Source organism: Nocardia sp. NRRL WC-3656 (genome assembly GCF_000720265.1).
Classification (GTDB): Bacteria; Actinomycetota; Actinomycetes; order Mycobacteriales; family Mycobacteriaceae; genus Nocardia; species Nocardia nova.
Map to the genome: position 1 here is coordinate 193,728 of NZ_JOJF01000004.1, position 25,050 is coordinate 218,777.

The 25,050-nt window shown below is 69.0% G+C and carries 24 protein-coding genes; 8 read left to right on the forward strand and 16 right to left on the reverse strand.

The annotated features are described in order from the left end of the window. Window positions 1-23: 23 nt before the first annotated feature. The 5 genes from IG65_RS36730 to IG65_RS0108015 all read right to left on the reverse strand — a co-directional run bounded on the left by IG65_RS36730 (window position 24) and on the right by IG65_RS0108015 (window position 2,788). Window positions 24-236 carry a hypothetical protein gene (locus IG65_RS36730; RefSeq protein WP_081879337.1) on the reverse strand — a complete coding sequence of 71 codons (213 nt, stop codon included), beginning with the start codon at window positions 234-236 and terminating at the stop codon, window positions 24-26. After that, window positions 233-1,141: a zf-HC2 domain-containing protein gene (locus IG65_RS39660; protein ID WP_036523652.1), complete on the reverse strand. Its 909-nt coding sequence runs from the start codon at window positions 1,139-1,141 to the stop codon at window positions 233-235. Before IG65_RS39660 ends, IG65_RS36730 begins: the two co-directional genes overlap by 4 nt. Then, window positions 1,138-1,674, reverse strand: coding sequence for a sigma-70 family RNA polymerase sigma factor (locus IG65_RS0108005; protein ID WP_051755530.1), 537 nt, complete (start codon window positions 1,672-1,674; stop codon window positions 1,138-1,140). The genes IG65_RS39660 and IG65_RS0108005 overlap by 4 nt, the downstream gene beginning before the upstream one ends. Before the next feature lie 72 nt (window positions 1,675-1,746). Continuing rightward, window positions 1,747-2,370 (reverse strand): YqgE/AlgH family protein, encoded by a 624-nt coding sequence (locus IG65_RS0108010; protein WP_081879338.1) that lies wholly within the window; start codon window positions 2,368-2,370, stop codon window positions 1,747-1,749. 88 nt (window positions 2,371-2,458) lie between these two features. Next, window positions 2,459-2,788 carry a GNAT family N-acetyltransferase gene (locus IG65_RS0108015; protein WP_030514205.1) on the reverse strand — a complete coding sequence of 110 codons (330 nt, stop codon included), beginning with the start codon at window positions 2,786-2,788 and terminating at the stop codon, window positions 2,459-2,461. A 128-nt stretch (window positions 2,789-2,916) separates the two neighbouring features. Here IG65_RS0108015 and IG65_RS0108020 point away from each other — a divergent pair, with 128 nt between their 5' ends. Further along, a complete protein-coding gene (locus tag IG65_RS0108020; RefSeq protein WP_231509089.1) occupies window positions 2,917-4,527 on the forward strand; it encodes an alpha/beta hydrolase in 1,611 nt (536 codons plus the stop codon). A 99-nt stretch (window positions 4,528-4,626) separates the two neighbouring features. Then, window positions 4,627-5,778 (forward strand): glycerate kinase, encoded by a 1,152-nt coding sequence (locus IG65_RS0108025; protein ID WP_030514207.1) that lies wholly within the window; start codon window positions 4,627-4,629, stop codon window positions 5,776-5,778. Window positions 5,779-5,785: 7 nt separating this feature from the next. Here IG65_RS0108025 and IG65_RS0108030 read toward each other — a convergent pair whose 3' ends face one another. Then, window positions 5,786-6,133 carry a helix-turn-helix domain-containing protein gene (locus tag IG65_RS0108030; RefSeq protein ID WP_030514208.1) on the reverse strand — a complete coding sequence of 116 codons (348 nt, stop codon included), beginning with the start codon at window positions 6,131-6,133 and terminating at the stop codon, window positions 5,786-5,788. 92 nt (window positions 6,134-6,225) lie between these two features. On the opposite strand from IG65_RS0108030, the gene IG65_RS0108035 reads away from it, so the two are divergent. Further along, window positions 6,226-7,128, forward strand: a complete 903-nt coding sequence (locus tag IG65_RS0108035) for an NAD(P)-dependent oxidoreductase (RefSeq protein WP_255359450.1) — start codon at window positions 6,226-6,228, stop codon at window positions 7,126-7,128. 8 nt (window positions 7,129-7,136) lie between these two features. Here IG65_RS0108035 and aroQ read toward each other — a convergent pair whose 3' ends face one another. Together aroQ and IG65_RS0108045 are read right to left on the reverse strand one after the other, a co-directional pair. Further along, window positions 7,137-7,565: a type II 3-dehydroquinate dehydratase gene (aroQ, locus tag IG65_RS0108040; RefSeq protein WP_030514210.1), complete on the reverse strand. Its 429-nt coding sequence runs from the start codon at window positions 7,563-7,565 to the stop codon at window positions 7,137-7,139. 19 nt (window positions 7,566-7,584) lie between these two features. Continuing rightward, complete coding sequence (locus IG65_RS0108045) at window positions 7,585-8,169, reverse strand: hypothetical protein (RefSeq protein ID WP_030514211.1); 585 nt, start codon at window positions 8,167-8,169, stop codon at window positions 7,585-7,587. A 348-nt stretch (window positions 8,170-8,517) separates the two neighbouring features. Here IG65_RS0108045 and IG65_RS0108050 point away from each other — a divergent pair, with 348 nt between their 5' ends. Next, a complete protein-coding gene (locus IG65_RS0108050; protein WP_231509102.1) occupies window positions 8,518-10,122 on the forward strand; it encodes an NTF2-like N-terminal transpeptidase domain-containing protein in 1,605 nt (534 codons plus the stop codon). A gap of 12 nt (window positions 10,123-10,134) precedes the next feature. Here the strand turns inward: IG65_RS0108050 and IG65_RS0108055 are convergent, their stop codons facing one another. Genes IG65_RS0108055 through IG65_RS0108065 form a run of 3 tightly spaced genes read right to left on the reverse strand, consistent with a single transcriptional unit; the run spans window position 10,135 to window position 13,284 of the window. Next, on the reverse strand, window positions 10,135-10,545 hold the full coding sequence (locus tag IG65_RS0108055; RefSeq protein ID WP_030514213.1) for a DUF3054 domain-containing protein: 411 nt from the start codon (window positions 10,543-10,545) through the stop codon (window positions 10,135-10,137). A 48-nt stretch (window positions 10,546-10,593) separates the two neighbouring features. Beyond that, window positions 10,594-11,766 (reverse strand): YbhN family protein, encoded by a 1,173-nt coding sequence (locus tag IG65_RS0108060; RefSeq protein ID WP_051755531.1) that lies wholly within the window; start codon window positions 11,764-11,766, stop codon window positions 10,594-10,596. A gap of 42 nt (window positions 11,767-11,808) precedes the next feature. Beyond that, window positions 11,809-13,284 (reverse strand): adenylate/guanylate cyclase domain-containing protein, encoded by a 1,476-nt coding sequence (locus IG65_RS0108065; protein WP_030514215.1) that lies wholly within the window; start codon window positions 13,282-13,284, stop codon window positions 11,809-11,811. 244 nt (window positions 13,285-13,528) lie between these two features. Here IG65_RS0108065 and IG65_RS0108070 point away from each other — a divergent pair, with 244 nt between their 5' ends. The 4 genes from IG65_RS0108070 (at window position 13,529) to IG65_RS0108085 (ending at window position 17,301) form a co-directional block, all read left to right on the forward strand. After that, entirely contained in the window at window positions 13,529-14,698 is a 1,170-nt protein-coding gene (locus tag IG65_RS0108070; protein ID WP_036523739.1) for an AI-2E family transporter, read from the forward strand. Further along, the gene (gene macS, locus IG65_RS0108075; RefSeq protein WP_197039801.1) at window positions 14,682-15,878 is read left to right on the forward strand and encodes a MacS family sensor histidine kinase; all 1,197 of its coding nucleotides are present in this window, start codon (window positions 14,682-14,684) and stop codon (window positions 15,876-15,878) included. Before IG65_RS0108070 ends, macS begins: the two co-directional genes overlap by 17 nt. A gap of 38 nt (window positions 15,879-15,916) precedes the next feature. Further along, window positions 15,917-16,546, forward strand: coding sequence for a response regulator transcription factor (locus tag IG65_RS0108080; protein ID WP_030514218.1), 630 nt, complete (start codon window positions 15,917-15,919; stop codon window positions 16,544-16,546). Window positions 16,547-16,656: 110 nt separating this feature from the next. Beyond that, the gene (locus IG65_RS0108085) at window positions 16,657-17,301 is read left to right on the forward strand and encodes a DUF1707 domain-containing protein (RefSeq protein WP_030514219.1); all 645 of its coding nucleotides are present in this window, start codon (window positions 16,657-16,659) and stop codon (window positions 17,299-17,301) included. A 3-nt stretch (window positions 17,302-17,304) separates the two neighbouring features. On the opposite strand, the gene IG65_RS0108090 is transcribed toward IG65_RS0108085, so the two are convergent. The 5 genes from IG65_RS0108090 to IG65_RS0108110 form a co-directional block, all read right to left on the reverse strand. Next, window positions 17,305-17,694 (reverse strand): VOC family protein, encoded by a 390-nt coding sequence (locus IG65_RS0108090; RefSeq protein WP_030514220.1) that lies wholly within the window; start codon window positions 17,692-17,694, stop codon window positions 17,305-17,307. 66 nt (window positions 17,695-17,760) lie between these two features. Further along, a complete protein-coding gene (locus tag IG65_RS39750) occupies window positions 17,761-21,720 on the reverse strand; it encodes an MMPL family transporter (protein ID WP_156055527.1) in 3,960 nt (1,319 codons plus the stop codon). Continuing rightward, complete coding sequence (locus tag IG65_RS0108100; protein WP_030514222.1) at window positions 21,720-22,475, reverse strand: NYN domain-containing protein; 756 nt, start codon at window positions 22,473-22,475, stop codon at window positions 21,720-21,722. The genes IG65_RS39750 and IG65_RS0108100 overlap by 1 nt, the downstream gene beginning before the upstream one ends. 2 nt (window positions 22,476-22,477) lie before the next feature. After that, entirely contained in the window at window positions 22,478-23,290 is an 813-nt protein-coding gene (gene trmB / locus IG65_RS0108105) for a tRNA (guanosine(46)-N7)-methyltransferase TrmB (RefSeq protein WP_369801493.1), read from the reverse strand. Between the two features lie 156 nt (window positions 23,291-23,446). Beyond that, entirely contained in the window at window positions 23,447-24,802 is a 1,356-nt protein-coding gene (locus tag IG65_RS0108110) for a lipase family protein (protein WP_030514224.1), read from the reverse strand. Between the last annotated feature and the right edge of the window lie 248 nt (window positions 24,803-25,050).

A 25,050-nucleotide genomic window follows, 5' to 3' on the forward strand; every position in this document is an offset into this window, starting at 1 on the left:
AGCGCGCGCAATCTCGAGTGAGATCAGCGGTACCCGTACTTGTGCCAGTTCGACAGCACACGCTGCTGGATCTCGGCGGGCCAGCCGTTGTCGAAACTGCCTTTGACCGGCCGCCTGCGACGGGACGCGCGGGCATTGCGGCGGGCCGCGCGCCGGTGGAAATCCGATATCGCCGGCGAAATCGCGGTGGACGGCGATATCGATTCCCGGCGGATCGGCTGACGGCGGCCGCTCACACCGTTCCGCGCAGGAACACCTGGTTGGTTGTGCTCGAACGTATTTCGACCGATTGGATCTTGTCCGCCGGGGCCGAGGTGATGCCGTCCGCGGTCACCGTCTGGCCGGGATGTGCCGACCACTGCGCCACCCTCGACTGCGTGCCGTCGGTGTGCACCACCCACAGCGCGCCGTCCCAGGTGTAGTCGGTATCCGAGGGCGCGTAGTTGCACGACATGTTCACCCGCGTACCCGAATTCAGCTGTGTGAGAGTGAAGTTCGCGGTGATCGGAGACGGGATCACCTGATCCATCTGCCGCTCCGTGACGACCTGCTCGGCGGTGGGCGGATTGTTGTGCTGGGTGTGCGCGACGGTGATCGGGATGGTGATGGCGACCGCGGCCGCGGCGGCGGCCACCGCACCGGCCAGGGCGAGCCACGGACCGCTGCGGCTGCGCTTGCGCTCGCGCGCCGCTGCCAGCGAGGCGGGGGGCTGCTCCGGCTCGATGCGCCGGTCTTCGGCGGGGGTTTCGCGGACCGCCGAAGTGCCCGCGTCGGGTGCGGTCGTGCCCGTCTCGGTGGCCGGGCCGGTGCCGTGCGCTTCGAAGGGCAGTATTCCGGCGCCGCCGGTGGTGGCTTCGCTCGCACGCACCCGGTTCAGCAGGGCGTCGAACCCGGCGTCGCCGAAACTGCCGGCATGGTCTGCGGCGGCCCCGTCGTCGATCAGCGAGAGAGCGACGTCACCGGGAACGTGGCTGAGCAGTCCCGGCAAGCCCGACAGGTCCGTGATGGCGAGCCTGCATTCGGCGCATTCGGACAGATGCGCCTCGTATTCGAGCCGCTGGTCGGGAGCGAGGGCGCCGAGCACATACGGTGCATCCCAGGTCGCATAGTCGTCGTGTGACGCGGTGTCGGCCGATGTCATTTCGTCACCCCCATCTCCTGTAGGGCCGAACGCAACGCTCGCATCCCGTAGTGCATCCGGGATTTGACGGTGCCCTCGGGAATCGCCAATTCGTTCGCTATCTGGTGTGTCGACAGTCCGCGATAGTAGGCCCGCACGATCACCTCGCGGTGATCGGAGCTGAGCTGAGCCAGCGCGTCGGTGATCACCCAACTGTCCACTGCGCGTTCCGCCTCGTCCGGAGCCGCCTGTTCGGGCGGCGTGTCGGTGCCGTACTCGCGCCGATGCCGCGCACTGCGGAATTCGTCGACCGCGAGATGCCTGGCCACGGTGAACAACCACGCCCGCGCCGAGGCCGTCGACTGGTCGAGGACCTGCGGACGTTGCCAGGCCCGCAACAACGTCTCCTGCACGATGTCCTCGGCCCGTCCGGCATCGCCGACCAGGCTGTAGGTGTACCGCCACAGCGTCGGTGCGTGTTCGTCGTAGAGCACCCGCAACAAATGCGCCCGGGAGGGCGCCGCGTCGACGGGGGGGATCGCGGAGTCAGACATGGGCGCCGACCGGGCGTATCCGCCGCCTCGGTCGAGGCGAGCGTTGGGGGACCACACTCCGTGGATACGTAATCAATTGCGTTCTAGTTCGATGGGGTGTGTCGCCAATAGCGACAGCGGCAGCGGCTGCCGGCGCAACACGTGCGCCCACAGATCGGTGCGTCCCGCCAACGGATCCGACGGCAACGCCGACAACACGATCCAGTCCCCGCGTTCCAGTTCGCCCTCCAGTTGACCGAAGGTCCATCCGGCATAGCCGGCGAAGATGCGTATGCCCTCGACCAGCGGTGCGATCGAATCGGGGTCGGAGTCCAGATCGAGCAGCGCCACGCGACCGTCCACGCGGCGCAGCCCGCGGATGCCCTCGATCGAGGCCCCGACGCGGACCGTGGTCAGACACAGTGCCGAATCGCGCTTCACCGGCCCGCCCACGTACAGCGTGCGGGGCCCGGCCGCGAGATCGGCCCAACGCGGTAGCACGTCCTGCACCGCGGTTTCGCTCGGGCGGTTCAGGACGACACCGAGACTGCCCGCATCGTTGTGTTCGACGATGTAGATCACGGTGCGCCGGAAAGTGGGCTCGACCAGCTCCGTTGCCGAGACCAGCAAGGTGCCGGGCCGCACCGCCTGTTCCTCGTACCGGGATTCACGTCTCGGGCGGTCGCCGTGTTCCTCTGCGCGTGCCACGCTAGTCATCATCGCACCGTCGCGGGGCGCGCGCTGTGTTTAGTGGTGCGTGATTCGCGGTTCGGTTCCGAAGCGCCCACCCCGATGCACCCGCCGGCTACTGCGGCAGGCCGAATCGTTCCCGCGCCCATTGCGGCACCGTCGCCAGATAGCGCGGCCGGGATTCGACGAAGTGGTGCACCATCGCGCACAGCGGCAGGATGCCGAAGCCCTGTTCCACGGTCCGGTCGAGCGCACCCTGCACCAGCAGACGGCCGTAGCCCTGGCCCTCGAACTGCGGATAGATCTCGGTGTGCACGAAGGCGCGCTCGGAGGCGGTGTCCTGATAGGCGGCCACCCCGGCGTGCTGTCCGTCGACATACAGTTCGAATCGGTCGAGCTGTGAGTTGTCTCGAATCTCGATGTTCTGCTGCGCACCCTGCGTCATTCGCTGAGCCTAGAGCGTGTCGATCGCAGACGGTGCGCGGCTACGCCGACATCCTTCCCCGTGTCGGACGTGGTTCGAGTTGTCGCACCCGGCGCGGCTGGCGACAATGCAGGGGCTCGAGTGGTCGGATGCTCGATGCGACGACGGCCGTCGACCGGCCGGACGGGGAGACGGCGCGGATGGGACGACGGGGACTACCTGTGGCGGCGCGATCGGCCACCGTTGCGGTACTGACGGCGGTGCTCGCCGCGCTGGCGCCGGCGACCGCGCATGCCGAGCCGGATTTCGGGACGTGCCCGGCCGGTTCCGTCGGCGACGGGCGGCCGACGCGCTGCGCGTCGATCCCGGTGCCGAGGGACTACGCCGCATCGGACGGTTCGCGAATCGAGGTGACCGTCAGCCGAATTCGCGCGAGCGGGCAGCGCTACGGCACTCTCTTCGCCAATCCGGGCGGACCCGGCGCGGACGCCCTCGACTACTGGGGCGTCCGGCTGGCCCAACTGCCGAAGGAACTGGTCGAGCACTACGACCTGGTGGCCGTACAGCCGCGCGGACTGCGCTGGTCGACCCCGCTGACCTGCGGGGCCGAGATCGCGCAGGACGGTGACCACGAGCGCGAATCACTGCGGAAGGCATGTGACGCCGCCCAGCCCGGCTACCTGCGGACCATCACCACCGAGACCACGGCCCGCGATATGGATGCGGTGCGCGCGGCGCTGGGGCTGGAGCGCATCGACTTCCTCGGCATCTCCTACGGGACCTATCTGGGCGCGGTCTATGCGGCGCTGTTCCCGCAGCATGTCGACCGGATGGTGCTGGACTCGAATGTCGACCCGCAGTGGGTGTGGACCGAACAGTTCGCACAGCAGCAGCTCGCGGGGAAACAGCGGCTCGACGACCTGTTCGGCTGGATCGCCCAGCACGACAACGTCTATCACCTGGGCGATTCGGCGCTGCGGGTGTACGAGACCTGGGTGCGGCTGGTGTCGGCACAGGGCGGCGGCTGGTACGCCAACCTGACCCCGCCCCCGGTGTCGGCGGCCGACCTGCCGCGCGAGCTGCCCGCACCGCTGCCGGCCGTGGCACGCGCGGGCGCGAACGCCGGCGCGGAGGAGATGGGCAAGGCCCAGAATCTGGTGCGCGCGTTGACCTCCGGCGGCATGTCGGCCCAGGTGCCGTTGGTATCGGCGACCACCGTGGCCGCCTACGCCCGCGGCTTCTGGCCGAGTCTGGCGCAGGCGATGGCCGAGGCGAATGCGCAACCCGGCGATCTGCGGCGGATGCGCGCGATCGCGGGCGTGGCCACCACCGACCCGACCGGCCAGGCGGTGTTCTCCGCGATCACCTGCAACGAGAACGCGGTGCCGGCCCGGTGGGACGCCATCGGCTCGGCGGCCGCCATCGTCGCCTCCGGCGGCAACGCCCTCGACGCCCGCGCCGATCTGGTACGCAGCGGATTGGCCTGCGCCGACTGGGATCCCGTGACCAAGCCGACGCCGATCGCCGACCACGGCCTGGCCACCGCGCCGCTGGTACTGCAGAGTCGCAACGACGCGGTGACCGCGTATCCCGGCGGTCCCGCGATGGCGGCGGCCCTGCGCGGACATCTGATCACCGTCGACGGTGGCGACCACGGCACCTTCGGTCGCGGTAACGCTCCGCTCGACGACGCCGTGGTCCGGTACCTGCGTACCGGCGAGGTGAACATCGATCACGTGGATCAGGCGCCCATGCCGTGACGCCACGGTCACCGCTGTGGCGGCCTTGGGCGTCGGCTCCCGGGGGAGCGGCGCAGTACGGTGACCGGAGTTCGATCTCGCCGGAGGAATGGGGTTGCGATGGCGCGGCGGGTAGTGGTGGCGCCGGACAAGTTCAAAGGGTCGCTGGCGGCGCCGGGGGTGGCCGCGGCGCTCGCGGCCGGAATCGCGCGCGTGGCGCCGGCCGCCGAGGTTCACCAGGTGCCGGTGGCCGATGGCGGCGACGGCACCGTCGACGCCTTCGTCGCCGCCGGGTGGGAGCGGGTACCGGTCGACACCGTCGGGCCGACGGGTGCGCCGCATTCGGCGAGCTACGCGGTGCGCGGGAATACGGCCGTGGTCGAATTGGCCGCAGCGGTCGGATTGGTCGAATTGCCCAGCGGCCGAACCGATCCGATGGGTGCGGGCACGTACGGGCTCGGGGTGCTGATCCGCCACGCCCTGGACCACGGCATTCGCGAGGTCGTGCTCGGACTGGGCGGCAGCGCGTCCACCGATGGCGGCGCGGGCATGCTGCAAGCGCTCGGGCTGCACATCCTCGACGAGGACGGCGTCGAAATCGGTTCGGGGGCAGCGGAACTGGCGCGCGCACGATACCTCGACCACTCCGATCTGCACCCGGCCGCTCGGGATGCGGCCTTCGTACTCGCCGGGGACGTCGACAACCCGCTGCTCGGGCCGGACGGCGCGGCAGCAGTTTTCGCGCCCCAGAAGGGCGCTTCGCCCCGGCAGTGCGCCGAACTCGAAGCGATCCTGGCGCATTGGGCGCATCTGGTCGACGCGAGGGGTCGCCCGTTCCGGACGGGGGACGGGCATCAGCGCGGCGCCGACCTGGCCGGGCATCCCGGGGCGGGCGCCGCGGGTGGTACCGGATTCGGGGCCATGGCGGTGCTCGGGGCGCGGCAGCGGTCCGGGATCGAGGTGATTCTCGAGCTGATCGATTTCGCCGGTCGGGTCCGGGACGCGGAGTTGGTGGTCACCGGCGAGGGGGCGGTGGACGAGCAGACGTTGCGCGGGAAGGCGCCCGCGGGAGTCGCTGCGGCCGCCGCGGGTGTGCCGGTGGTCGCCGTCGCCGGACGCTGCGCGCTGAGTCGGGAGCGACTGCGCGCCGCGGGCTTCGCCCGCTGCTATCCGCTGAGCGACCTCGAATCCGATCCGGTTCGATCGATCGCCGAGGCCGCGCGCCTGCTCGAAGAAGTCGGTGCCCGGATAGCGCGCGACTACCTGCGCTGACCCGCCCTCATGCCGTCGCGGTGTCGAGCAGTCCGTCGCGGCGCCGTTCACCCCACTGCTCGAGCGGGCGCAGGGCCGCGGCCAAGTCGATCCCCGAGGGAGTGAGCGAATATTCCACGCGCGGAGGGATTTCGGGGAACACCTCCCGGCGGACCACGCCGTGGGATTCCAGATGGCGGAGATTCTCGGTGAGCACCTTCTCGCTCACCCCGGGCAGCAGGGCACGAATGCGGCCGAAACGCTGCGGGCCCTCGCCCAGCACCCACATCAGGTGCAGTTTCCACTTGCCGCCGACCACATCGATGGCCACCGACATCCCACATACCGAGTGATCTGCATCACTGTCGTTCGCCATCTCGGCCTCCTGACCATTTTTCGAACTTCGAGGTAAGCAACCGCACGTCGACGTGCGTTATTGCCCCGGACGCGGATCCCGGTGACGATCGAATCCGGCGCCGATCGGAAGAACTTCGAAACAGCAAGGAGTACACCATGTCCGAACGTTCCTCCGTCACGGTGATCGGGCTGGGCCCGATGGGCCGGGCGATCGTGCGCGTGCTGCTGGCCGTCGGCACCGAGGTGACGGTCTGGAATCGCAGCGCCGACAAAGCCGAGGCCATGGCGGAACTGGGCGCCCGGCGCGCCGAGTCGGTGGCCGACGCGCTCGAGCGCAACGAGGTGATCATCCTGAGCCTCACCGACTACGCCGCCATGTACGACGTCCTGGGCCTGGCTCCGGAACGGTTGCGGGACAGGGTGATCGTGAACCTGTCCTCCGATTCGCCGGAGCGCACCCGCGCGGGCGCCCGATGGGTGCGCTCGCACGGGGCGCGGTTCCTGTCCGGCGGGTTCATGTCGGCCGGCGACAACATCACCCATCCGGCGTCCTACATCTTCTACAGCGGTCCGCGCGAGGTCTTCGACGCCCATGCCGACCTGCTGCGCCCACTCAGCGCACCGGAGTACCTCGGCGCCGACGACGGGCTGGCGCAGTTGTTCTACCAGGCTCTGCTCACGCTGTTCCACCCCTGGCTGATCGGCTACAACCAGGCCCTGGCCGTCGTCGAACGCGCCGGGCACGACATCGACCGCTTCCTGCCCTTCGCGCAACGCTCCGCCGAGGCGTTCCCCTTCTTCATGGCCGAATACGCCACCGCCGCGAAGTCCGGCGGCTGGGGCGACGACGCCGCCGCCCGGATGATGGTGGCGGGTGCGGCCCACGTCGTCGAGACCAGCGCGGAGGTGGGTGTGGACGCCACGCTGTCGCACACCGTGCGGGAGCTGTGGGAGAAGGTGGTCGCCGCCGGTGCCGGACTGCCGATGTACCGGCTACTGCGCGACGGAGTCTGAGCGAAAGATCAACGGGTGCAGAGGAATTCGATCGCCGTCGCGTAGCCCCGGATCCCCATCCCGGCGATCACCGCGGTGGCGATCGGCGAAATGTAGGAATGGTGCCGGAATTCCTCGCGTGCGTGCACATTCGAGATGTGCACCTCCACGATCGGCACCTCGGGAATCACCAGGGCGTCGCGCAGGGCGACCGAGGTGTGGGTCAGGCCGCCGGGATTGATCACGATCCCGGCTTCCACCCCGCGCGCGGCGTGGATCCGATCGATCAACGCCCCTTCGGAATTGGACTGATAGGCGGTGATCTCGCGATCGAAGCGGGCGGCGGTCTCCCGGCACAGCTCGACCACGTCGTCGAGGGTGTCCGAGCCGTAGACCTCGGGCTGGCGGGTGCCGAGCATATTCAGATTCGGGCCGTTGAGCACGAGAATCGGTGCCATGACCGGTACCCTAGCCCGGTCACAGGCCGCGCGGCCCCTCGGCTCGCAGGTCGTCCACCTTGCGCATCGCCGACCGCAGTTCCGCCAACCACTCCTCGGCGTGCTTACCGGCCAATTTCACCGTCCAGGCGAGCGCATCGGCGCGGGAGCGGGCGACCCCGGCGTCGACGAGCGTATCGAGCACCTTGCGTTCGGGCTGGCGCAGCCGCGTCATCACCGGCACCGAGAGATGGGTGAACAGGGTGCGTTCCCCGTTGACCGAGACGCCCCAGGCCACATTGCGGCCGTAGCGCGCCTGAGCCTCCTGAGCGATCTGCATGCGTGCCGGCCGGGTCGATTCGCGGAAGCGCGCGATCAGGCCGTCCACCGTCGCGGGAGACGGTTCGGATCCGGCTTCCTCGTCCTCGCTCGATTCGGGTGCCGGCAGCGCCAGTTCCCCGATCACCACGATCTCGTCGCGGTCGATCTCGATGGTCGCCGGACCGCTGAACCACTCGCTCGGCAACCTTCCGGCGAACCAGTCCGGAGCGTCGGCGGCGTCCGGAAGATCCGCTTGTTGCCAGCCGCCCGGCCGCCCGAATCCACGTCCGTGTCCGTGTCTCATGATGTTTCCTCACTGCGAAAGTTCCTGTGTAACTGTGATTACAAGATTACGCCGCATAACGGCACGGCGGGTTTCGCTGTCGGAGGAAAGGGGAAGCTTCCGAACACGTCCGCCGATTTCGCCGACCGGCTGCAACGGATGTCGGTGATCGGGCACTATTGTGGTCGCTGAGCATGGAAGATGCGGTCGGTGCCTAGGTGGGACCGCGGGCAACTCCTTCGGGTACCGTTGGTCTTGTTGCTGGAGTGACAAGAGTGAAGAGTGGGCGACATGGATGTGTGGGGATCCCGCCGCTTTCGCGTTCGGGGCGCAGTGGCACTGGCCGCAATTGCTGCCGTAGCGATCGTGATGGGGTCGTGCGATTTTCACAGCACGCCGAGTGGACCCGAAGCGGTCGTCGAGCATTTCACCCAGCTAATGGACGATCGCGATGCAGCCGGCGCCGCCGCACTGACCTCGTACCCCTCCGGTGCCGAGAGCACTCTGAAGTCGATGTTCGACGGACTCCAGCCCGGTAAGCCCGATTACAAGCTGGTTCAGTTCATCAGCCTCGACGGCGATTCGGCGATGTTCAACCTGAAGGCCGCCTGGAACTTCGGGCCGGGTAAGGACTGGAGCTACGATCTGCAGGGCAATATCCGCAAGCTGGCTATCGGCTGGCGGATTTCCTGGGACCCCACCGTCGTCATGCCGCAACTGGATTACAAGCGGTCGGTGAAGCTCGTCCGCACCGAGGCGACGCCGGCGCCGAAGGTCAACGACAACGACGGCCGGCCGTTGCTCACCCAGCAGACCATCAACGTCATCAAGGTGGATCCCACCAAGACGGGTGATCCGGTCGGCACCACCAATGCCCTGGCCGATGCCATCGCGCCGGTCGCGCCGCTGATCACCGGTGCCTCGCTGATGCAGCAGCTGGCTGGCGCGCAGGGCAAGCCGATCACCGCGGTGAGCCTGCGTGAGGACGATTTCGCGATTCTCGAGCCTCGGATGGCCTCGATTCCGGGCGTGGTGATGGAGAAGCAGCCGAGGCTGATCGTCGCCGACCGCCGGGTGTGGTCGCCCATGACCGATGCGCTGCAGAAGGTGTGGCAGGAGAACCGGGATCAGCACGCCGGCTGGGGTGTGCAGCTGTTCGAGCCCGACGGCCGCATGGTCACCCAACTGGCCGGATATCAGGGTCCGCCGGGACCGGACATCGCCTCCACGATGGACCAGAAGTTGCAGCGTGCGGCCGAGGACGCCGTGGTCAGTGTCGGTACGGCGGCCTCGATCGTGGCGATACAGCCCTCCACGGGTGCGGTGGTCGCGGCGGCCCAGAACAACTACGCCAGCGCCCAGGGCGCGCCCGCATTCACCGCCACCTATCCGGTCGGTGGTGCGATGGACCTGTTCAAGGCGGTCGCCTCGATCGTGAAGAAGAAGGCGCCGCAGGACGTTTCGGTGCAGGATGCGGCCGAGGCGGCGGCCATGCTGGGCGTCGGCATCGGGTTCAAGGTGCCCGGACTCGACGAGACCACGGGCCGGCTGCCGATCGGCGGTCGCGGCGTCGAGCAGGTCAAACAGGGCACCAACGATCCGATTCTGGCCAGCCCGTTCGGGATGGCGATCGCCGCGGCCACGATCGCGCGGGGATCGGTGGCTCCGCCGATGATCGAGATCGGCCGGCCCGGCACCACCGAGGCCAAGCTGGAACCGCTCCCTGGCGATGTGGTCGACAAGCTGCGCGGCATGCTGCACGACGCGACCGGAAGTCCGCAGGAGGTGACGGTCGCCCGCTATGCCGGGGTCACCGCCTTCACCGCGAATGCCGGTTCGGACGGATGGCTGCTCGCCAATGCCGGCGACCTGGCCTTCGCCATCCACATCGACGATATCGACAGCGGCGATGCCACCTCCCGGATGGCCGCGCGGATGCTGCAGTCGCTCGCCACGCCGGACGACAACAAGTAGCGGTCGCGGGCGTCAGTTCACGGATGCGCCGGTGACTCGAATGCGCCGGGCGGCGAGCATCCACACCGCGCGCCAGCCCAGCAGGAAGATCGCGAGGACGGTCGCCGCGACGATGACGAAGCTGACCGCGGTGCCCTGACCGCTGATCACTCGCAGCACCATGCCGCCGATCAGCGTCGACAACCACACCACCACGCCGGTCGGCCACACCGCCGATCCGTCGAATCGTGCGAGCGCGTCGGACAGTCGCCCGCGGCCGGCGATCGCCGGAGCAATCACCCAGCCGATCAGCAGACCGGCGCCGAACGGCCAGACCGTGCGCAGCAGACCCGCCGCCACCGCCTCGTCGTGGCTGCGCCGGCCGATCGCGCAGAACACGATCACCAGCACGACATCGATCAGCAGCGGCAGCCATTTCCTCACGGTCGCCAGGGTAGTGACAGCGGTGCGGCAGCCGGATTCCGGGACCGCTCAGGGCTGCGGTTCGCCGTCGGGTTCGGCCGGTCCGGGCGAATCGCCCTCCCGAAGGGGCCGGTTCGCGCCGCTGTCGGCGCGGCGGGGTTCGGCGAGCAGGGCCGAGCGCTGTTCGAATTCCTGCTCGAACTGCGCATCACCGAGCTGCGGATTGCGGAAGCGGAAGACGAAAACGATCCAGCCGATGATCGCGACGAGAATGAAACTCACCATGCGGTAGACGAAGGCGGCGGCCACCGCCTGCGCCGCCGGCAGTCCCGCGGCGGCGGTGAGGCTGTAGATCAGGGTGGCATCGACGTAGACGATGCCACCGGGTGCGAACGGAATCGTGCCGACCGCCTTGCCCACGCTGAAGGCGATCAGCAGGCCCGCCCAGCGCGGATCGGCGCCGACCGCGTAGCAGGCCGCACCCAGGCAGGCCACATCGCCGAGCCGATGCACGACCGCCCAGAACGCCACCCACGCGGCATCCCGCCGGTGCACATCCACCGATTCCAGCTGTCGCAGCACCTCGTCGACGTGCGCCAGTCCGGCATCGGCCGGATGGCGCCGGATTCGGTTGACCAGCCGCACCCCGCGGCGCACCAGCGCCTGCAGCGCACCGGGGTTACCGGATATGTATTTGCCCGCCCACACCAGCAGCGCCACCGCGCCCAGCGTGAGGACCAGCTTCCACGGACCGATGCGATTGCCGACCAGCAGCGCGCCGCCCACGCCGAGCAGCAGCATGCCGCTCGTCGCGACCACGCCCGACATCAGCAGCTGCCAGGACGCGACGATCGGGCTCGCACCCCAGCGGCGGGTCTGGCGATAGGTGAATGCGGTGGAGAACACCTGGCCGGCGGGCAGCGACACCGACATCGCGGTGGCTCCGTAGACGACCGATACCGAGGCGCGCTGCGAGACGTCGACCCCGCCCGCGCGCAGCAGGCGTTTCTGGATGCGGCCGAATCCGCTCATCGACAACGCTTGCATCCAGACGCACAGGGCGACCCAGCCCCAGTGGATCTCCGTGAGGTTGCGCCAGGAATCGTGCAGGCGCGGCCACAGGTATATGCCCTCGGCGATCAGCAACGCCGACAGGGCAACGCCGAGGGCCCATTTCAACCAGCGGAACCTGCGCCGCGCGGGCCGCGCCGGTTCGCCGCCGGGTTCAGCGTGGGCCGTCACGACGCCCAGCCTAGTGGGGTCGGGCCCGAAGGCGGCAGCGGCTCATCCGAGAGCCTTCGGCCACGCGAGCCGGGTCTTGCGGCGGCGACCGCGCAATTGCACCTCGTCGCCGGAGATCCACTGCTTCTGTTCGTCGTCGTCCGCGAAGTACAGGGCGCTGCCCGAGGCCAGGACGCGGCCCGGATGTTCCTTCGCCAATTCGGTGAGGCGCGAGGCCTCGTTCACCGGATCGCCGATCACCGTGTACTCGAAGCGATTCGCGGCGCCGATGTTTCCGGCGACGGCGAGCCCGGCCGAGACACCGATGCCGATATCCAGGCCCTGCACCTCGCGCAGCGCCTCGCGCAGATCGCGGGCTGCGGCCAGCGCGGCGGTCGGCGCGTCCGGACGGTCCAGTGGCGCACCGAAGATCGCCAGCGCCGCATCGCCGACGAACTTGTTGATCAGGCCGTTGTGCCGGTCGACCACATCGACCACCACCCGGAAGAATTCGTTGAGCAGGCTGACCACCTCGGTGGGCGGCCGCTCGGCGGCGGTGGCGGTGGAGCCGACCATATCCACGAACAACACGGCCACGAACCGGGTTTCACCACCCAGTTCGGTGCCGTACTCGAGCGCGCGGCGGGCCACTTCCTCGCCGACGTGCTGGCCGAACAGTTCCTGCAGTTCGCGGCGCTGCGCGGCCTCTTCCATCATGCGGTTGAAACCGACCTGCAGCAGGCCGATCTCACTGCCGTCGAACACCTCGACCTGGACATCGCGCGCACCTCCCTGCACCCGGTTGATCGCTCGGGAGAGCTGCCGCACCGGGTCGGAGATGCTCGACGCGGTGAGCATCGACAGCGCCAGCGCCTGCATGATCACCACACCGGACAGCAGCAGAATCGAGATGGCCAGCGACTGCGCCGAGAAATGCACCTGCGACGTGATCTGGGTGACGCACAGCAGCACGATCGCGATGGTCGGCGCGAATGTGCCCATGCCCCACGTCATCGCCATGCGCGTGCCGACACCGGGGGTGAGGGTGTGATCGAAGGTGCCGGTGGTCAGCGCGTGCGCGGCCACCGGGCGCAAAATTCGTTCACCCAGCATGTAGGTGAAGCCGAACACGATGGTGGCGGCCATACATTCGGTGACGATCACCGCACCCGCGAGCTCGGGTGTTTCCACGATGATCCGCGCGGCCAGCACCGCACCGCCCACCAGCCACAACAGCAGGTGGAGGATGGACTGCCGCAGCGGCGCGTGCAAGGCGGCCATCTGTTCCTGGCGACTGGGCGGACCGCCGCGCATCTGCCAGCGCATCACCGGGCGCAGCATCAACGCCGAGGCGGTGACGCTCAGGAATCCGCCGATCGCGAAGACCAGCGCCGGAAGCAGCAGGCCGGCGCGCCGCAACCCGTTCGGTGTGCCCTCGGGCGCGGGCAGCCCGTACTGAATGAACGCGTAGACCAGGACCGCACCGAAGGCATTGGCCGCCAGCATCGATGCGAGGTACAGCGGCCAGCGCGTTCGCATGGTCTGTTTGACCGCTTCCAGGGGCGCTGACACGATGACCAATCTAGCGGGGCGCGTCGTAGGTCACCGGATTCGGGCGGAGCGGACACGTGCCGGTTGCGTCCCCGGCCGTTAGGCTCGCGGCGTGAGTGGGGACAGCAAGACCTCCGGGAATCCGGCCGAGCCTGCCCCGGCGGGCGTCGCATCGGCGGCTTCGAGCCGAAGCGCACCCGATCGCGGGCGCGAGCGCAGCGCGGCCGACTCGGTGCATCCACTGGTGCGTCAAGGCGCCGAATGGTGCTGGCGATTGTTGATCATCCTGGTGGCAGTGCTGGCGGTCGCCTACCTGGCGCACAAGCTGACCACGGTCGTCATTCCGGTCGCGATCGCCCTGCTCGCGGCGGCGCTGCTCTCGCCGCTGGTGGGTCTGCTGCAACGCCTCGGAATGCCGCGCGGCATCGGCGTATTCGTGGCCCTGGTCGGATCGCTGGGCTTGCTGGCGGGAATCTTCACCTTCGTGATCGAGCAGTTCATCACCGGTGTGCCGCAGCTGACCGACGAATTCAAGACCAGCATCCACACCGTGCAGGACTGGCTGATCAACGGTCCGCTGCATCTGAGCAACGACCAGATCCGCAACGGCGGCAATACGATCATCAAAACCCTGGAGGCCAATCAGGATTCGCTGACCAGCGGTGCCCTGACCACCGCCGCGGCGATCGGCGAATTCTTGACCGGCGCCTTCCTGACGCTGTTCATCCTGATCTTCTTCCTCTACGGCGGCGACCAGATCTGGAACTTCGTGACCCGGATCGTGCCCACCCCGCAACGTGAACGGGTGCGCACCGCCGGGCGGCTCGGCTTCGGCACGCTGATCGGATTCGTGCGCGCCACCGTCGTGGTGGCGGCCGTCGACGCCATCGGCATCGGCGCCGGGCTGGCGATTCTCAGTGTGCCGCTGTCCCTTCCGCTGGCATCGCTGGTGTTCATCGGCGCCTTCGTCCCGATCGTCGGCTCCCTGCTCGCGGGTTTCATCGCGGTCTTCCTGGCCTTGATGACGAAGGGTTTCGTCACCGCGCTGATCGTGCTCGGCATCACCGTGGCGGTGATGCAGCTGGAAGGCCATGTGCTGCAACCGTTGTTGCTGGGCCGCGCGGTGCGCATCCATCCGCTGGCGGTGGTGCTGGCGATCACGGCGGGCGTGGTGCTGGCCGGTATCGCGGGCGGTCTGCTGGCCGTGCCGTTCGTCGCGGTGATGAACACCGCGATCCGTTCGTTGCTGGTCGGCAGTCCGGAAGAGCTGTATCAGGAACTCAATACCGGGGAACCGGGGGAGCCGATGTTCCACGCCGATCCGGACCGGCCGGAGCCGGATCGCTACCGCCGGGCTGACTCGGGGTCCGATGCGGACGGCGGTGATGCGGACGAGGGCTGAGTCCGCGGGCGGCACGCCGCCCGCCGACTCGACCGCGCCGGGACCGACGGCCGCGACCGCGCCGCTGTGGCGGGCGGCGCAGGTGTTTCGCCTGGTCACAATGCTCTACGCGGTGGGCCAGCAGGTCGCCTCCGTGTCGTCGTACGAGCGGCAGCCGCTGAGTTGGGTGCTGATCGGGATGCTGGTGCTCTGGTCGGTCGTCTCGGCGCTGTGGTTGTCGCGCTGGTCGGTCACCGGGTGGGAGCGGCGAGCGGTGGTGATCGGCGACCTGGCGGTCGCCGTCGGGTTGATGGCGGCGACTCGGCTGGTCGCCGACTACCCCTGGTACCACGGGCATCAGACCCTGCCGACCACGCTGTGGGTGGCGAATGCGGTGATGTCGGCGGCGATCGAATGGGGTGCGCTCGGCGGCGTGCTCGCGGGGCTGGCGATTTCGGTGGTGAGCATCGTGGTGCGGGAACAGTGGGAGTTGGATCTGTGGTCGGATGCGACCGCGCCCGTGCTGGTTTCGGTCGGGCTGGCCATCGGGTTGGCGGCCGCGACGGCGCGGCGCGCGCAGGGGCACCTCGAGCAGGCGATGCGGTTGTCCGCCGCCACCGCCGAACGCGAACGGCTCGCCCGCGAAGTACACGACGGGGTGCTGCAGGTCCTCGCGTACATCAGCCGGCGCGGCAGTGAAATCGGCGGACGCACGGCCGAATTGGCGGATCGTGCCCGCGAACAGGAAGTCGCGCTCCGGGTGCTGATCTCCGAACAGGGCAGGGACGGTTCGGGTCTCGACGCCCGCGCGGACCTGCGTTCGCTGCTGAGAGCCTTCGCCGCGCCGTCGATCGCGGTCTCCGCGCCCGGTGAGCCGGTGACGATCGGGGCACGGACCGCCCGGGAGATCGCCGCCGCCGTCGGTGCCGCGCTGTCCAATACCGCGCTGCACGCCGGCGCCGAGGCGAAAGCCTTTGTGCTGCTGGAGGATATGGCCGATGCGGTGGTGGTCAGTGTGCGCGACGACGGGCCGGGGATCGCGCAGGGCCGGCTGCCGGCCGCGGCCGCCGAGGGGCGGATGGGCGTCTCGCATTCGATCGTCGGGCGGATCGAGGCGCTGGGCGGCACCGCCGAACTGCTCGACACCGCCGACGGCGCCGAATGGGAATTCCGGATTCCACGTGACGGGGAGCAACGATGAGGGCATCGGAAGACGGGGCGGCAGAAGATGTTTCGGTGATGGTGGTCGACGACCATCCGATGTGGCGCGACGGCGTGTCCCGCGATCTCACCGAAGCCGGTTTCCGGGTGGTGGCTACGGCGGACGGCGCGGGCACGGCCGCGCGCCGGGCCGTCGCGGTCCGACCGGACGTCGTCCTGATGGATATGCAACTGCCCGACGGCAGCGGAGCCCAGGCCACCGCGGAAGTGCTCCGCGTCTCGCCGCGCAGCCGGGTGCTGGTGCTCTCGGCCTCGGACGAACGCGGTGATGTGCTGGAGGCCGTCAAGGCCGGGGCGACCGGCTATCTGGTCAAGAGCGCGTCGGCGGCCGAGCTGATCGACGCGGTGCGGGCGACGGCCGCGGGCCAGGCGGTGTTCACGCCCGGCCTGGCCGGTGTGGTGCTCGGCGAATTCCGTCGCATCGCCGGGGCGGGGGCCGGTAGGAGCACAGAGCGCCCCGTCCTCACCGACCGCGAAACCGAGGTGTTGCGGCTGGTGGCGAAGGGTTTGTCGGCGAAACAGATCGCGACCAGGCTGAGCGTCAGCCATCGCACGGTGGAGAACCACGTGCAGGCGACGCTGCGCAAACTGCAGCTCGGCAACCGGGTCGAACTCACCCGGTACGCCATCGAACAGGGCCTCGAGTAGGGGCCGGATCAGGGATTGCCCTGATGTGCTGCGGCCGCGGCGTCGGTAGCCTCGTGAACATGGGTGGTGAGACCGTTTCCGCCCCGGGGTCCGCGGGAACCGGGGGAGCCGTGGGCGACCGTGACCTGCGAGTATCGGATGCCGAACGCGAACATGTCGGGACCCTGCTGCAGCGCGCGGTCGGGCTGGGCATGTTGTCGCTGGGCGAGTTCAGCGAGCGGATGGACACCGCGCTGGCGGCCAAGACGCGCGGCGAACTCAACGCCGTCCTGATCGACCTGCCCGGGATTCGCCTTGCGGGACAACCGAATCCCGCCCAGCCGACCGCCTCGCCCGGACCGGCTCAGACGTGGCGGTGGGGTGCCCCCGCCGGACGCACCGAGGCCGAAACCGCGATTCGTCCGCGCCTGTCCGGCGTCACCCGCAAGGGGCCGTGGCAGGTGCCGCCCTCGCTGTACGTCAACAGCTATCTGTCGGGCGTCACCCTGGATTTCACCCAGGCCGTCATGTCGACCCAGGTGGTCGAGATCCGGGTCGACGATTTCTGCAGCTCGCTGACCATGATCCTGCCCGGCGAGGCGACCGTCGACCTGAACGGCGTGGAGCTGATCGGTTCCAGCGCCAACAACAAGGTGCGCACCGGGCCGCCGATCGGACCGTTGCACATCATCGTGCACGGGCGCAGCCGGTTCAGCTCGATCACCGCGAAGCATCCGTTCGGCGTGCAGTGGAAGAAGCTGATGTCGGGGTTCTGATCGCTATTCGACGACCTCGCCGAGTCCGATCATGTTTCCCTCACTGTCGCGAAACCACGCACCCCGTTCCGCGCGTCCCTTACTGGGGTAGTTCCCCTCGATCTTCATGATCCCGCCGACGGTGCCCGGGTACTCCTCGAAGACCACGCCGCGCTCTCGCAGGGTGGCCACGGTGCTCTCGATATCGTCGACGTAGAACCCCAGTTGGGTGAAGGAACCATCGGACGCACCGGCCGACGCGAAGAGGCAGAAGACCCCTGACGCCCCCTCATAGCGCAGCCCGCCCGGGCGCTCCTCCACGGGTTCCAGACCGAGCTTCTCGGCGTACCAACGCCTCGCCCGTTCCAGATCCTGCGTGGGGATGCGTGCCTCGATCCGCGCGGTGTTCAGCATGGGGGCATCGTAGAGCCGCGAGCCGCGGGCGCGGGCCGGTACGAAGCCACCGGCCCGCGCAGTCGATCAATCGCGGTTCTGGCGGCGCAGCAGTTCGTTGACGCTCACCGTGCGGCCGCTGGTGCGATGCTTACCCTCGTCGTCGGGATCGGCCGGTTCCGGCTCGGGGCGACGACGGGACGAGCGCAGATCGGCCATCCACTGTTCGATGTTGTTGCGGTTGTCGTCACCCGGTGCGTCGGGGTGGTCGGCCGGGTTTCCGGACGCATCGGATTCGGTCGCGGCCGTGGAATTCCCGGGCTCGGGCGCCGTCGGACCTCCGGCCTCACCGGTGCCCATCGAGCCCGGACCGTGCGGCGAGCCGACGTCGCCTCGGGGCCCCGGAGCCGGTGCGTTGTGGCCGCCGGCCGGTGGCCGGTTGCCCGGATTCGCCGACTCGTGCAGCTCCTGGGTCGCATCGGTGTCCTTCGGCTCCCGGGGCATGGCGGGAGGCACACTGCCCGGCCCGGATTCCGTTGTCCGCGTAGGCGAATGCCGCATGCCGTCGGGCGGGATGCGCCGCGGCGGCTGCACGGCCGGAGGGCGGCCTTCGGGGGCAACTCGCTGCGAGCGACCGGGCCCCTCGGGAGCGGCCGGAGGTCCGCTGTGGCCGGGCCGACCGGCGTCCGGCGCCGGCCCGGCGCCCTGGGCGGGAGGCTGTCCCGGGTGGTACGGCGGGGCGTCCGGACGATAAAGCTGGGCGCGGACCGACGGATGCGGCGGCACCTTCGCCGGTTTCGGCGGCAGCACCCGCGGTGTGGTGCCGACCGGAGCGGTCGGCGGCACGGAATCGGTGGCGTCGGGAGCGGTGTCCGGCGCGGGCACCGTCCGGGGCGGCATACCGGGGCGGACGACCTGCGGCGGCCGCACCACGCCACGGTTCGGGGCGGTATCCGAACCGGGCAGCGAGACCGAGGGCGGTGCCGACGGTGTTTGCGGCGCTTGGGGTTCGGGAGTCCGCGACGGGGCTTGTCCCGGATTCGGCGGGGTGCGCCCCGGCATCGGGGCCGCGCCGAGCACGCCGGGAGTGCTGCCGGCATCGGCCGAGCGGGCCGGTTCCGGCGTTCCCGCGCCCCGGACCGCTTCCTCCGCGGCGGAGGAACCGCCGATGACACCGGATTCGCCGATGACACCGGGACCGCCGGGGGTCCGAGGCGGCTGCGGGCGGCCGGAGGGAGGCAGCACGCGGGAGGATCGGATGCCGGGCGTTTGCGGCGGGGTTGTCGGGGGCCCGGCCTCCGGACCGGACGGCGTGCGGACCGGGGCGGCGTCGGCAGAGGCCGAGGCGGCGGGCGGTGCCTGATTCCCGGTGCCGTCCGAGGCGTCGGCATCGCTGTCGCCGGACGAGGCATTGCCCGAATCGGCCGACGGCGCATCTGCGCCGGAGTCCGACCGGCGGCGGCCGAAACGCTTGCGCTTCGGGGACTTTTCCGACTTCTCGGCCTTAACCGGCTTCTCCGACGCCGACGAATCGGTTTCCGCTGCCCGGGCCTCCGAGGGAGCAACGGCTTTCGCTCGCGATTCCGTCGACTCTCCGGCGCCCGCCTTGGACCGCGCGGTCCGCGACGCCGACGACTCGGAGCCTTCGGACCGAGGCGCCTCGGGGCTCTTGGCGCGAGTCGCGCGCGTGGACGTGCCGGCCGCGGCCGGATCGATGCGATCCAACTGCTCGGTCGGCGCCTCCGGGTCGACCCGCAGGAACTTCAACCGCCGCGGCTTGCGCGGGCCCTTCGGCGTCCCGTCGGGCAGCTGCGGCAGCTGCATGGTCACCGGATCGGTGACCGGCGTCGTCTTGACCAGGTCGACGACCTCGCCGGTGCCGGGACGCTCGTCGTCGAGGATGGGTTCGCCCAGGCCGATGCGCTGCTGAATGCGCTTCATCCAGGCCGGGGCCCACCAGCAGTCGTCACCCAGCAGTTTCATGGTCGCGGGAACGAGCAGCATGCGCAGCACGGTGGCGTCGATGAACAGCGCGGCCATCATGCCGTAGGCGATGTACTGCATCATCACCAGATCGGAGAAGGCGAACGCGCCGACCACCACGAGCAGGATCAGTGCCGCGGCGGTGATGATGCGACCGGTCTGCGCGGTTCCGGAGCGCACCGACTCGGTGGTGCTCGCGCCCTGGGCGCGCGTCTCCACCATGCGGGAGAGCAGGAAGACCTCGTAGTCGGTGGACAGGCCGTAGATCACCGCCATGATCAACACCAGCACCGGCGACATGATCGGCTGCGGCGTGAAATTGAGCAGTCCGGCGCCGTGGCCGTCGACGAAGATCCAGGTCAGAATGCCGAGCGTGGAGCCCAGCCCCAGCGCGCTCATCAACGCCGCCTTGATCGGCAGCACCAGCGAGCCGAAGGTCAGGAACATCAGCAGCGTGGTCACGAAGACGACCAGCACGATCATCAGCGGCATGCGATCCAGCAGCGAATCGATGCTGTCCTGCATCAGCACCGGCTGGCCGCCGACCATCAGATCCACATCGTCGGGCACGCTGATCGAGCGCAGATAGGCGATTGTGTCCTCGACGTTCGCGTCCGGCGCCATCGTCGCCTCGGACACCCAGACATCGGAGCCGTTCGGCGGAATGCCCGGCGTACCGAACGGATCGGTGAGTCCGGGTGCGCCACTGGCCTCGTCGAGGATGGCCTTGATCTCGCCGGTGTTCTGCGTGGTGATGACCAGCTGGATCGGGTCGGTCTGGCGCAGCGGGAAGATCTCGTCGAACTTCTCCTGCGCCATGCGGGTCGGATTGTCCGGCGGCAGATAGGTTTCGCTGATACCGCCGAACTTCAGGTTCTTCACCGGGATGATCAGCAGCAGCAGGATGATGCACAGCGGCACCGCCACCTTCAGCGGATGCTTCATCACCCACTGCGTGGTGCGGCCCCAGAAACCGTTCTCGACCTCTTCGGCGGTCTTGGTCTTGCGGAACCGCTTGAATCCCAGCGCGTCGACGCGCGGTCCGAGGATCGACAGCAACGCGGGCAGGATGGTGAGCGAGGCCAGCGCGGCCAGCAGCACGGTCGCGATGGTGCCGTAAGCGACCGATTTCAGGAAGCCCTGCGGGAACAGCAGCATGCCGGCGCTGGCGGCGATGATCATGGTCGCCGAGAAGGTGACCGTACGCCCCGCGGTCATCACCGATCGGCGTACGGCCTGGCGGGTGGTGTAGCCCTCGGCCAGCTCCTCGCGGAACCGGCTGACTATGAACAAGCCGTAGTCGATCGCCAAGCCCAGGCCGATCATCGACACCACGGCCCCGACGAACGAATTCACCTCGGTGACATGGGTGATCGCCATGACGATGCCGTTGGCGCCGAGGACGGTGAGACCGCCGATGATCAGCGGCAGGGCCGCGGCGACGATACCGCCGAAGATGAAGAACAGCAGGATCGCGACGGCCGGAATGGCCAGCATCTCCATGCGCTTCTGGTCGGAGGCGATGGTGTCGTTCAGCGTGCCCGCCACCGGTTGCATGCCCGCCAGCTGGACATCCACGCCCGGGATGTAGAAGGCGTTCTTGACCGCGCGATAGTTGTTCATCGTGGTCGTGTCGTCGTCACCCTTGATGGCGACCGACGCGAACGCGTACTTCTTGTCCTTACTACCGGTGGCCGAGGCGCTCCAGTCGCCGGTCTCGGTCTTCCAGTAGGCGACGTTGACCTTGCTGATCTGGTCCGGATGGTCCCTGGGCAGGCTGTTGAGATTGTCGGTGATCTTCCGCCCGAACTCCGGATCGTCGATGGTCTTACCGTCGGGCGCGGTGTAGAGCACGATCACATCGGACATGTGATCGCGGCCGTAGACCTGGTCCTTGAGCACCGCGGCCTGCGAGGACTCCGCACCGGGGTCGAACCAGCCGCTGGAGCTCAGATGGTTTTCCAGACCGAACCCGTACGCCCCCAGGGCGAGAAGCGCGGCCACCGCTACACCCAGCACGGTGTAGCGGAACCTGTGGACCAGCTCGCCCCAGCGGGTGAACACTAAGCGACTCCTTGAGCGGGGCGGGAGGTGAGCAGTGCGGACAGCGGCCGGAAGGGCTGCAGCCAGGCTCCCTCGTCGGGCAGCGAGTCGAGGCTGACCCGGGGCAGCGGTTCACGGAACACACCCGGGATGTCCTCGAGGTCGACGAAATCGAGGATATCGGACGTGACAGCCCAACTCGCGTGCTCGCGGAATCCGAGCACCTGGACCGGAACCCCGGTGGCCGCGACCTCCTCGAGCGGTTCGCGGAAGGCCTGACCGTCCGCGGAGGCCACCATGATCCCCGCGAGACCGGCTCCGCCGCGGCGTAACTGGATATGTGCCAGCATGTCGCTGTCGACGTCGGAATCCTCGTCGATCTTCGGTTTGGCGAAGACCGCGTAACCGACGTTGCGCAGCGCCTCGACCCACGGACGCACCACATCGGCGGTCCCGGGGGCGATATTGGTGAAGACGGTGGCCTCGGGTTCGATGCGCTGTGTACTGCCGGCGGACAACTCGGCGGTACGCGCCAGCAGCCAGCGGCCGAGTGCGTCGAAGCGCGGCCGGTAGGCCGCGGTGGGACGGCCGCCGAGGATGGCGCCCAGGCCCATATCCAGGTTCGGTGCGTCCCACACCAGCAGCACCCGCCGCACACCGGCGGGCTCGGCGACCGGCGTCGCGGGGGCCGCCGCGCCGGCGACGACGTCCGATTCGTCGCCGCGCACTGTTCCGGCAACCTCGTCGGCCGGCTGGGCCATCTCCCTGAGACTCATATCTAGATCTTCCCCCAAATGAACTCGGTGATGGCGCTTCCGGCTCGATGCGCCTTGCTCTCGAACTTCGTCACCGGGCGTTCCAGGCCGATCACCGTATCGGTTCCGGGGTGTTCCGCATCGCCGCCGGTGGCCTCGTTCAGGCCTACGAGCTGCGGTTCTCCCGCGCCCACCTCGGCGATATGTTCGGCGTAGCCGGCGTGGTCGGTGGCTACGTGCAAAATGCCGCCACGCTGCAGCCGGCTGGCGATCAGGGTAATCGTCGCGGGCTGCAGCAGTCGGCGCTTGTGGTGGCGAGCCTTCGGCCAGGGGTCCGGGAAGAAGACACGCACGCCCGCTAGCGAATCCTTGGCAATCATGTGCTCGAGGACGTCGACGGCATCGCCGCGCAGCAGCCGGATGTTCTCGATGCCTTCCCGCTCGATCCGCTGTACGAGCTGGGCGAGACCCGGCTTGTACACCTCGATGCCGATCAGGTCGAACTGCGGCTCGGCCTTGGCCATCGCCGCGGTCGCGGTCCCCGTGCCACAGCCGATCTCGACGATCAGCGGGGCGGTCCGGCCGAACCAGGCGGCGGCGTCGAGTGGCTCGTCGCTCACCTCGCGGCCGATGCGCGGCCACATCCGCTCCCAGGATTGCTGTTGGGTCGCGGTCAACGCGCCACGACGCGAGCGGAAGCTGGTTACCCGCGGGTAGAGGCGAGAGGGCTCACGGTCGGAGGAGGGGCCGTCGTGGTTACGCAAGCTGCCGCCTCCGGCCCCGTCGCTACCAGCTGCATCTTCGCGCTGTTCGCGGGGGCCTGCGTGGTTACGCAAGCTGCCGCCTCCGGCCCCGTCGCTACCAGCGGTGTCGTTCGCGGCGTCGTTCACGGCGTCCATTGTCCAGTATTCGATGATCAGGGCCGCAATCGACCGCGTCGAGGAGGGAAAACCCGGGTCAGAAGTGTTGCCGAGGTGGCGCGGAGCCCGGCGTCAGGCGGCGAGCGGCTGCGTCTGCGGCAGTTCCGGTTCGCTCTGCCTGCCCAGCGGCAGGCCCAGGATCATCCGGCCCGCGGTGCCGGCCAGCTCGAACAGTCCGCGCCAGCGCGACGGGGACGCCATCACCGACCAGACGGTCCGGGTCTCGGTGTCGGCGTCGGTGATCGGGCGGCCGGCGATGCGGTCGGCCAGCCAGTCCAGGCTCAGCGGCGTAGCCAGCGGTAACAACGTGAAGTGGTCGCTCAGCCGGTCGCGCAGGTAACCGACGGTGGCACCGCCCGCCCGATAGCGCTCGACCTGCGCATCGATACACGAGGCGTGGATGATGCGATCGTGCAGCGGCTGGATCACCAGGATCGGGCAGTGCGGGGTGTGCTTCCCGAGCCGCATATCGTCGAACATGTCGCACATCGCGGGGGTGCTCAATACCTCTTCCAGTGGGTGATCGAGGTGTTTGCTGACGTCGTGGCCGGCGAGCCGAGCGAGCGCGACGATCGGTGGCAGCTGAGCCGCGCGTTCCAGCAGGCGTTCCCCGGAGCTGGTGATGTGCTTGTCGAGCACATCCTCGAGCGCCGGATACACCTGGCGTAGCGCCGAGATCACGATGGCGGGGAAACCGGCGTACCGGCCACCGTTCAGCCGGATGAACACCTCACCCGGATCGCCGACCGGCGCGCCCAGTACTGCACCGGCGATGGTGAGCTCGGGCGCATAGGTGGGAGCCATCTCGACCAGCCAGGAGCCGGCCATCCCGCCACCGGAGTAGCCCCAGACCACCACGGGGGTGTCGGTACCGAGCCCCAGCGGACGGAAGTGCATCGCGGCGCGGATGCCGTCGAGCGAGCGGTAGCCCGGTTCCCGGGGCGCGCCGAAACGGCCGTCCCGTCCCTCGTGATCGGCGATGCTCACCGCCCAGCCGCGGCGCAGTGCGTTGGCGACGAGCAGCAGTTCGAGCTGGGTGATCGAGCCGGGGACGACGGCGCCGCGGCGGAGTACATAGGAGGGAGCGCAACGCTCGGTGACGGCGTCGATCGCCGATTCGAAGGCCAGCAGCGGGCGGCGTTCGGCCGGATCGGCATCGGCGGGCAGCAGCACCGTGGTCACCGCGACCTCGGCGTCACCGTGCAGATCGTTGCTGCGGTACAGCAGCTGCCACGCCGTCACACGCTGCGGAATCAGGCCCAGCAGCGCGATCTGCACGGGCCGGCTGCGCAGAACGGTTCCGGGTGCGTGCGCGGCCGCGTCGGCGGGTGCGCGATAGAAGGGGTCCTGCGACGGCGGCAACGGCCGTTCGTTCTTCGTCGCGACGGCGGCGCCGTCGTTACCGATGACGTCGACGTTGACGCTCATCGCAACCTCCTTCGGATCCACGGGGCCGGCGCACGGGCGCACGGCCGACCGGGGTCCACACCGCCGGGGCCGCGCACCGGCGGTGCCGCCGGCGGCTTCAGCGTAGGTGATCGAATCCGTGACCCGATAGTTCACCACTGTCGAATTATGCTGTGACACAGCCACAACCACCGTTTCACCGGAGAGATTCCCAATCCCGCGCCAATTACCGCTCACCTGCGGTGATGGTCGAGCCGCAGGCCATCGTC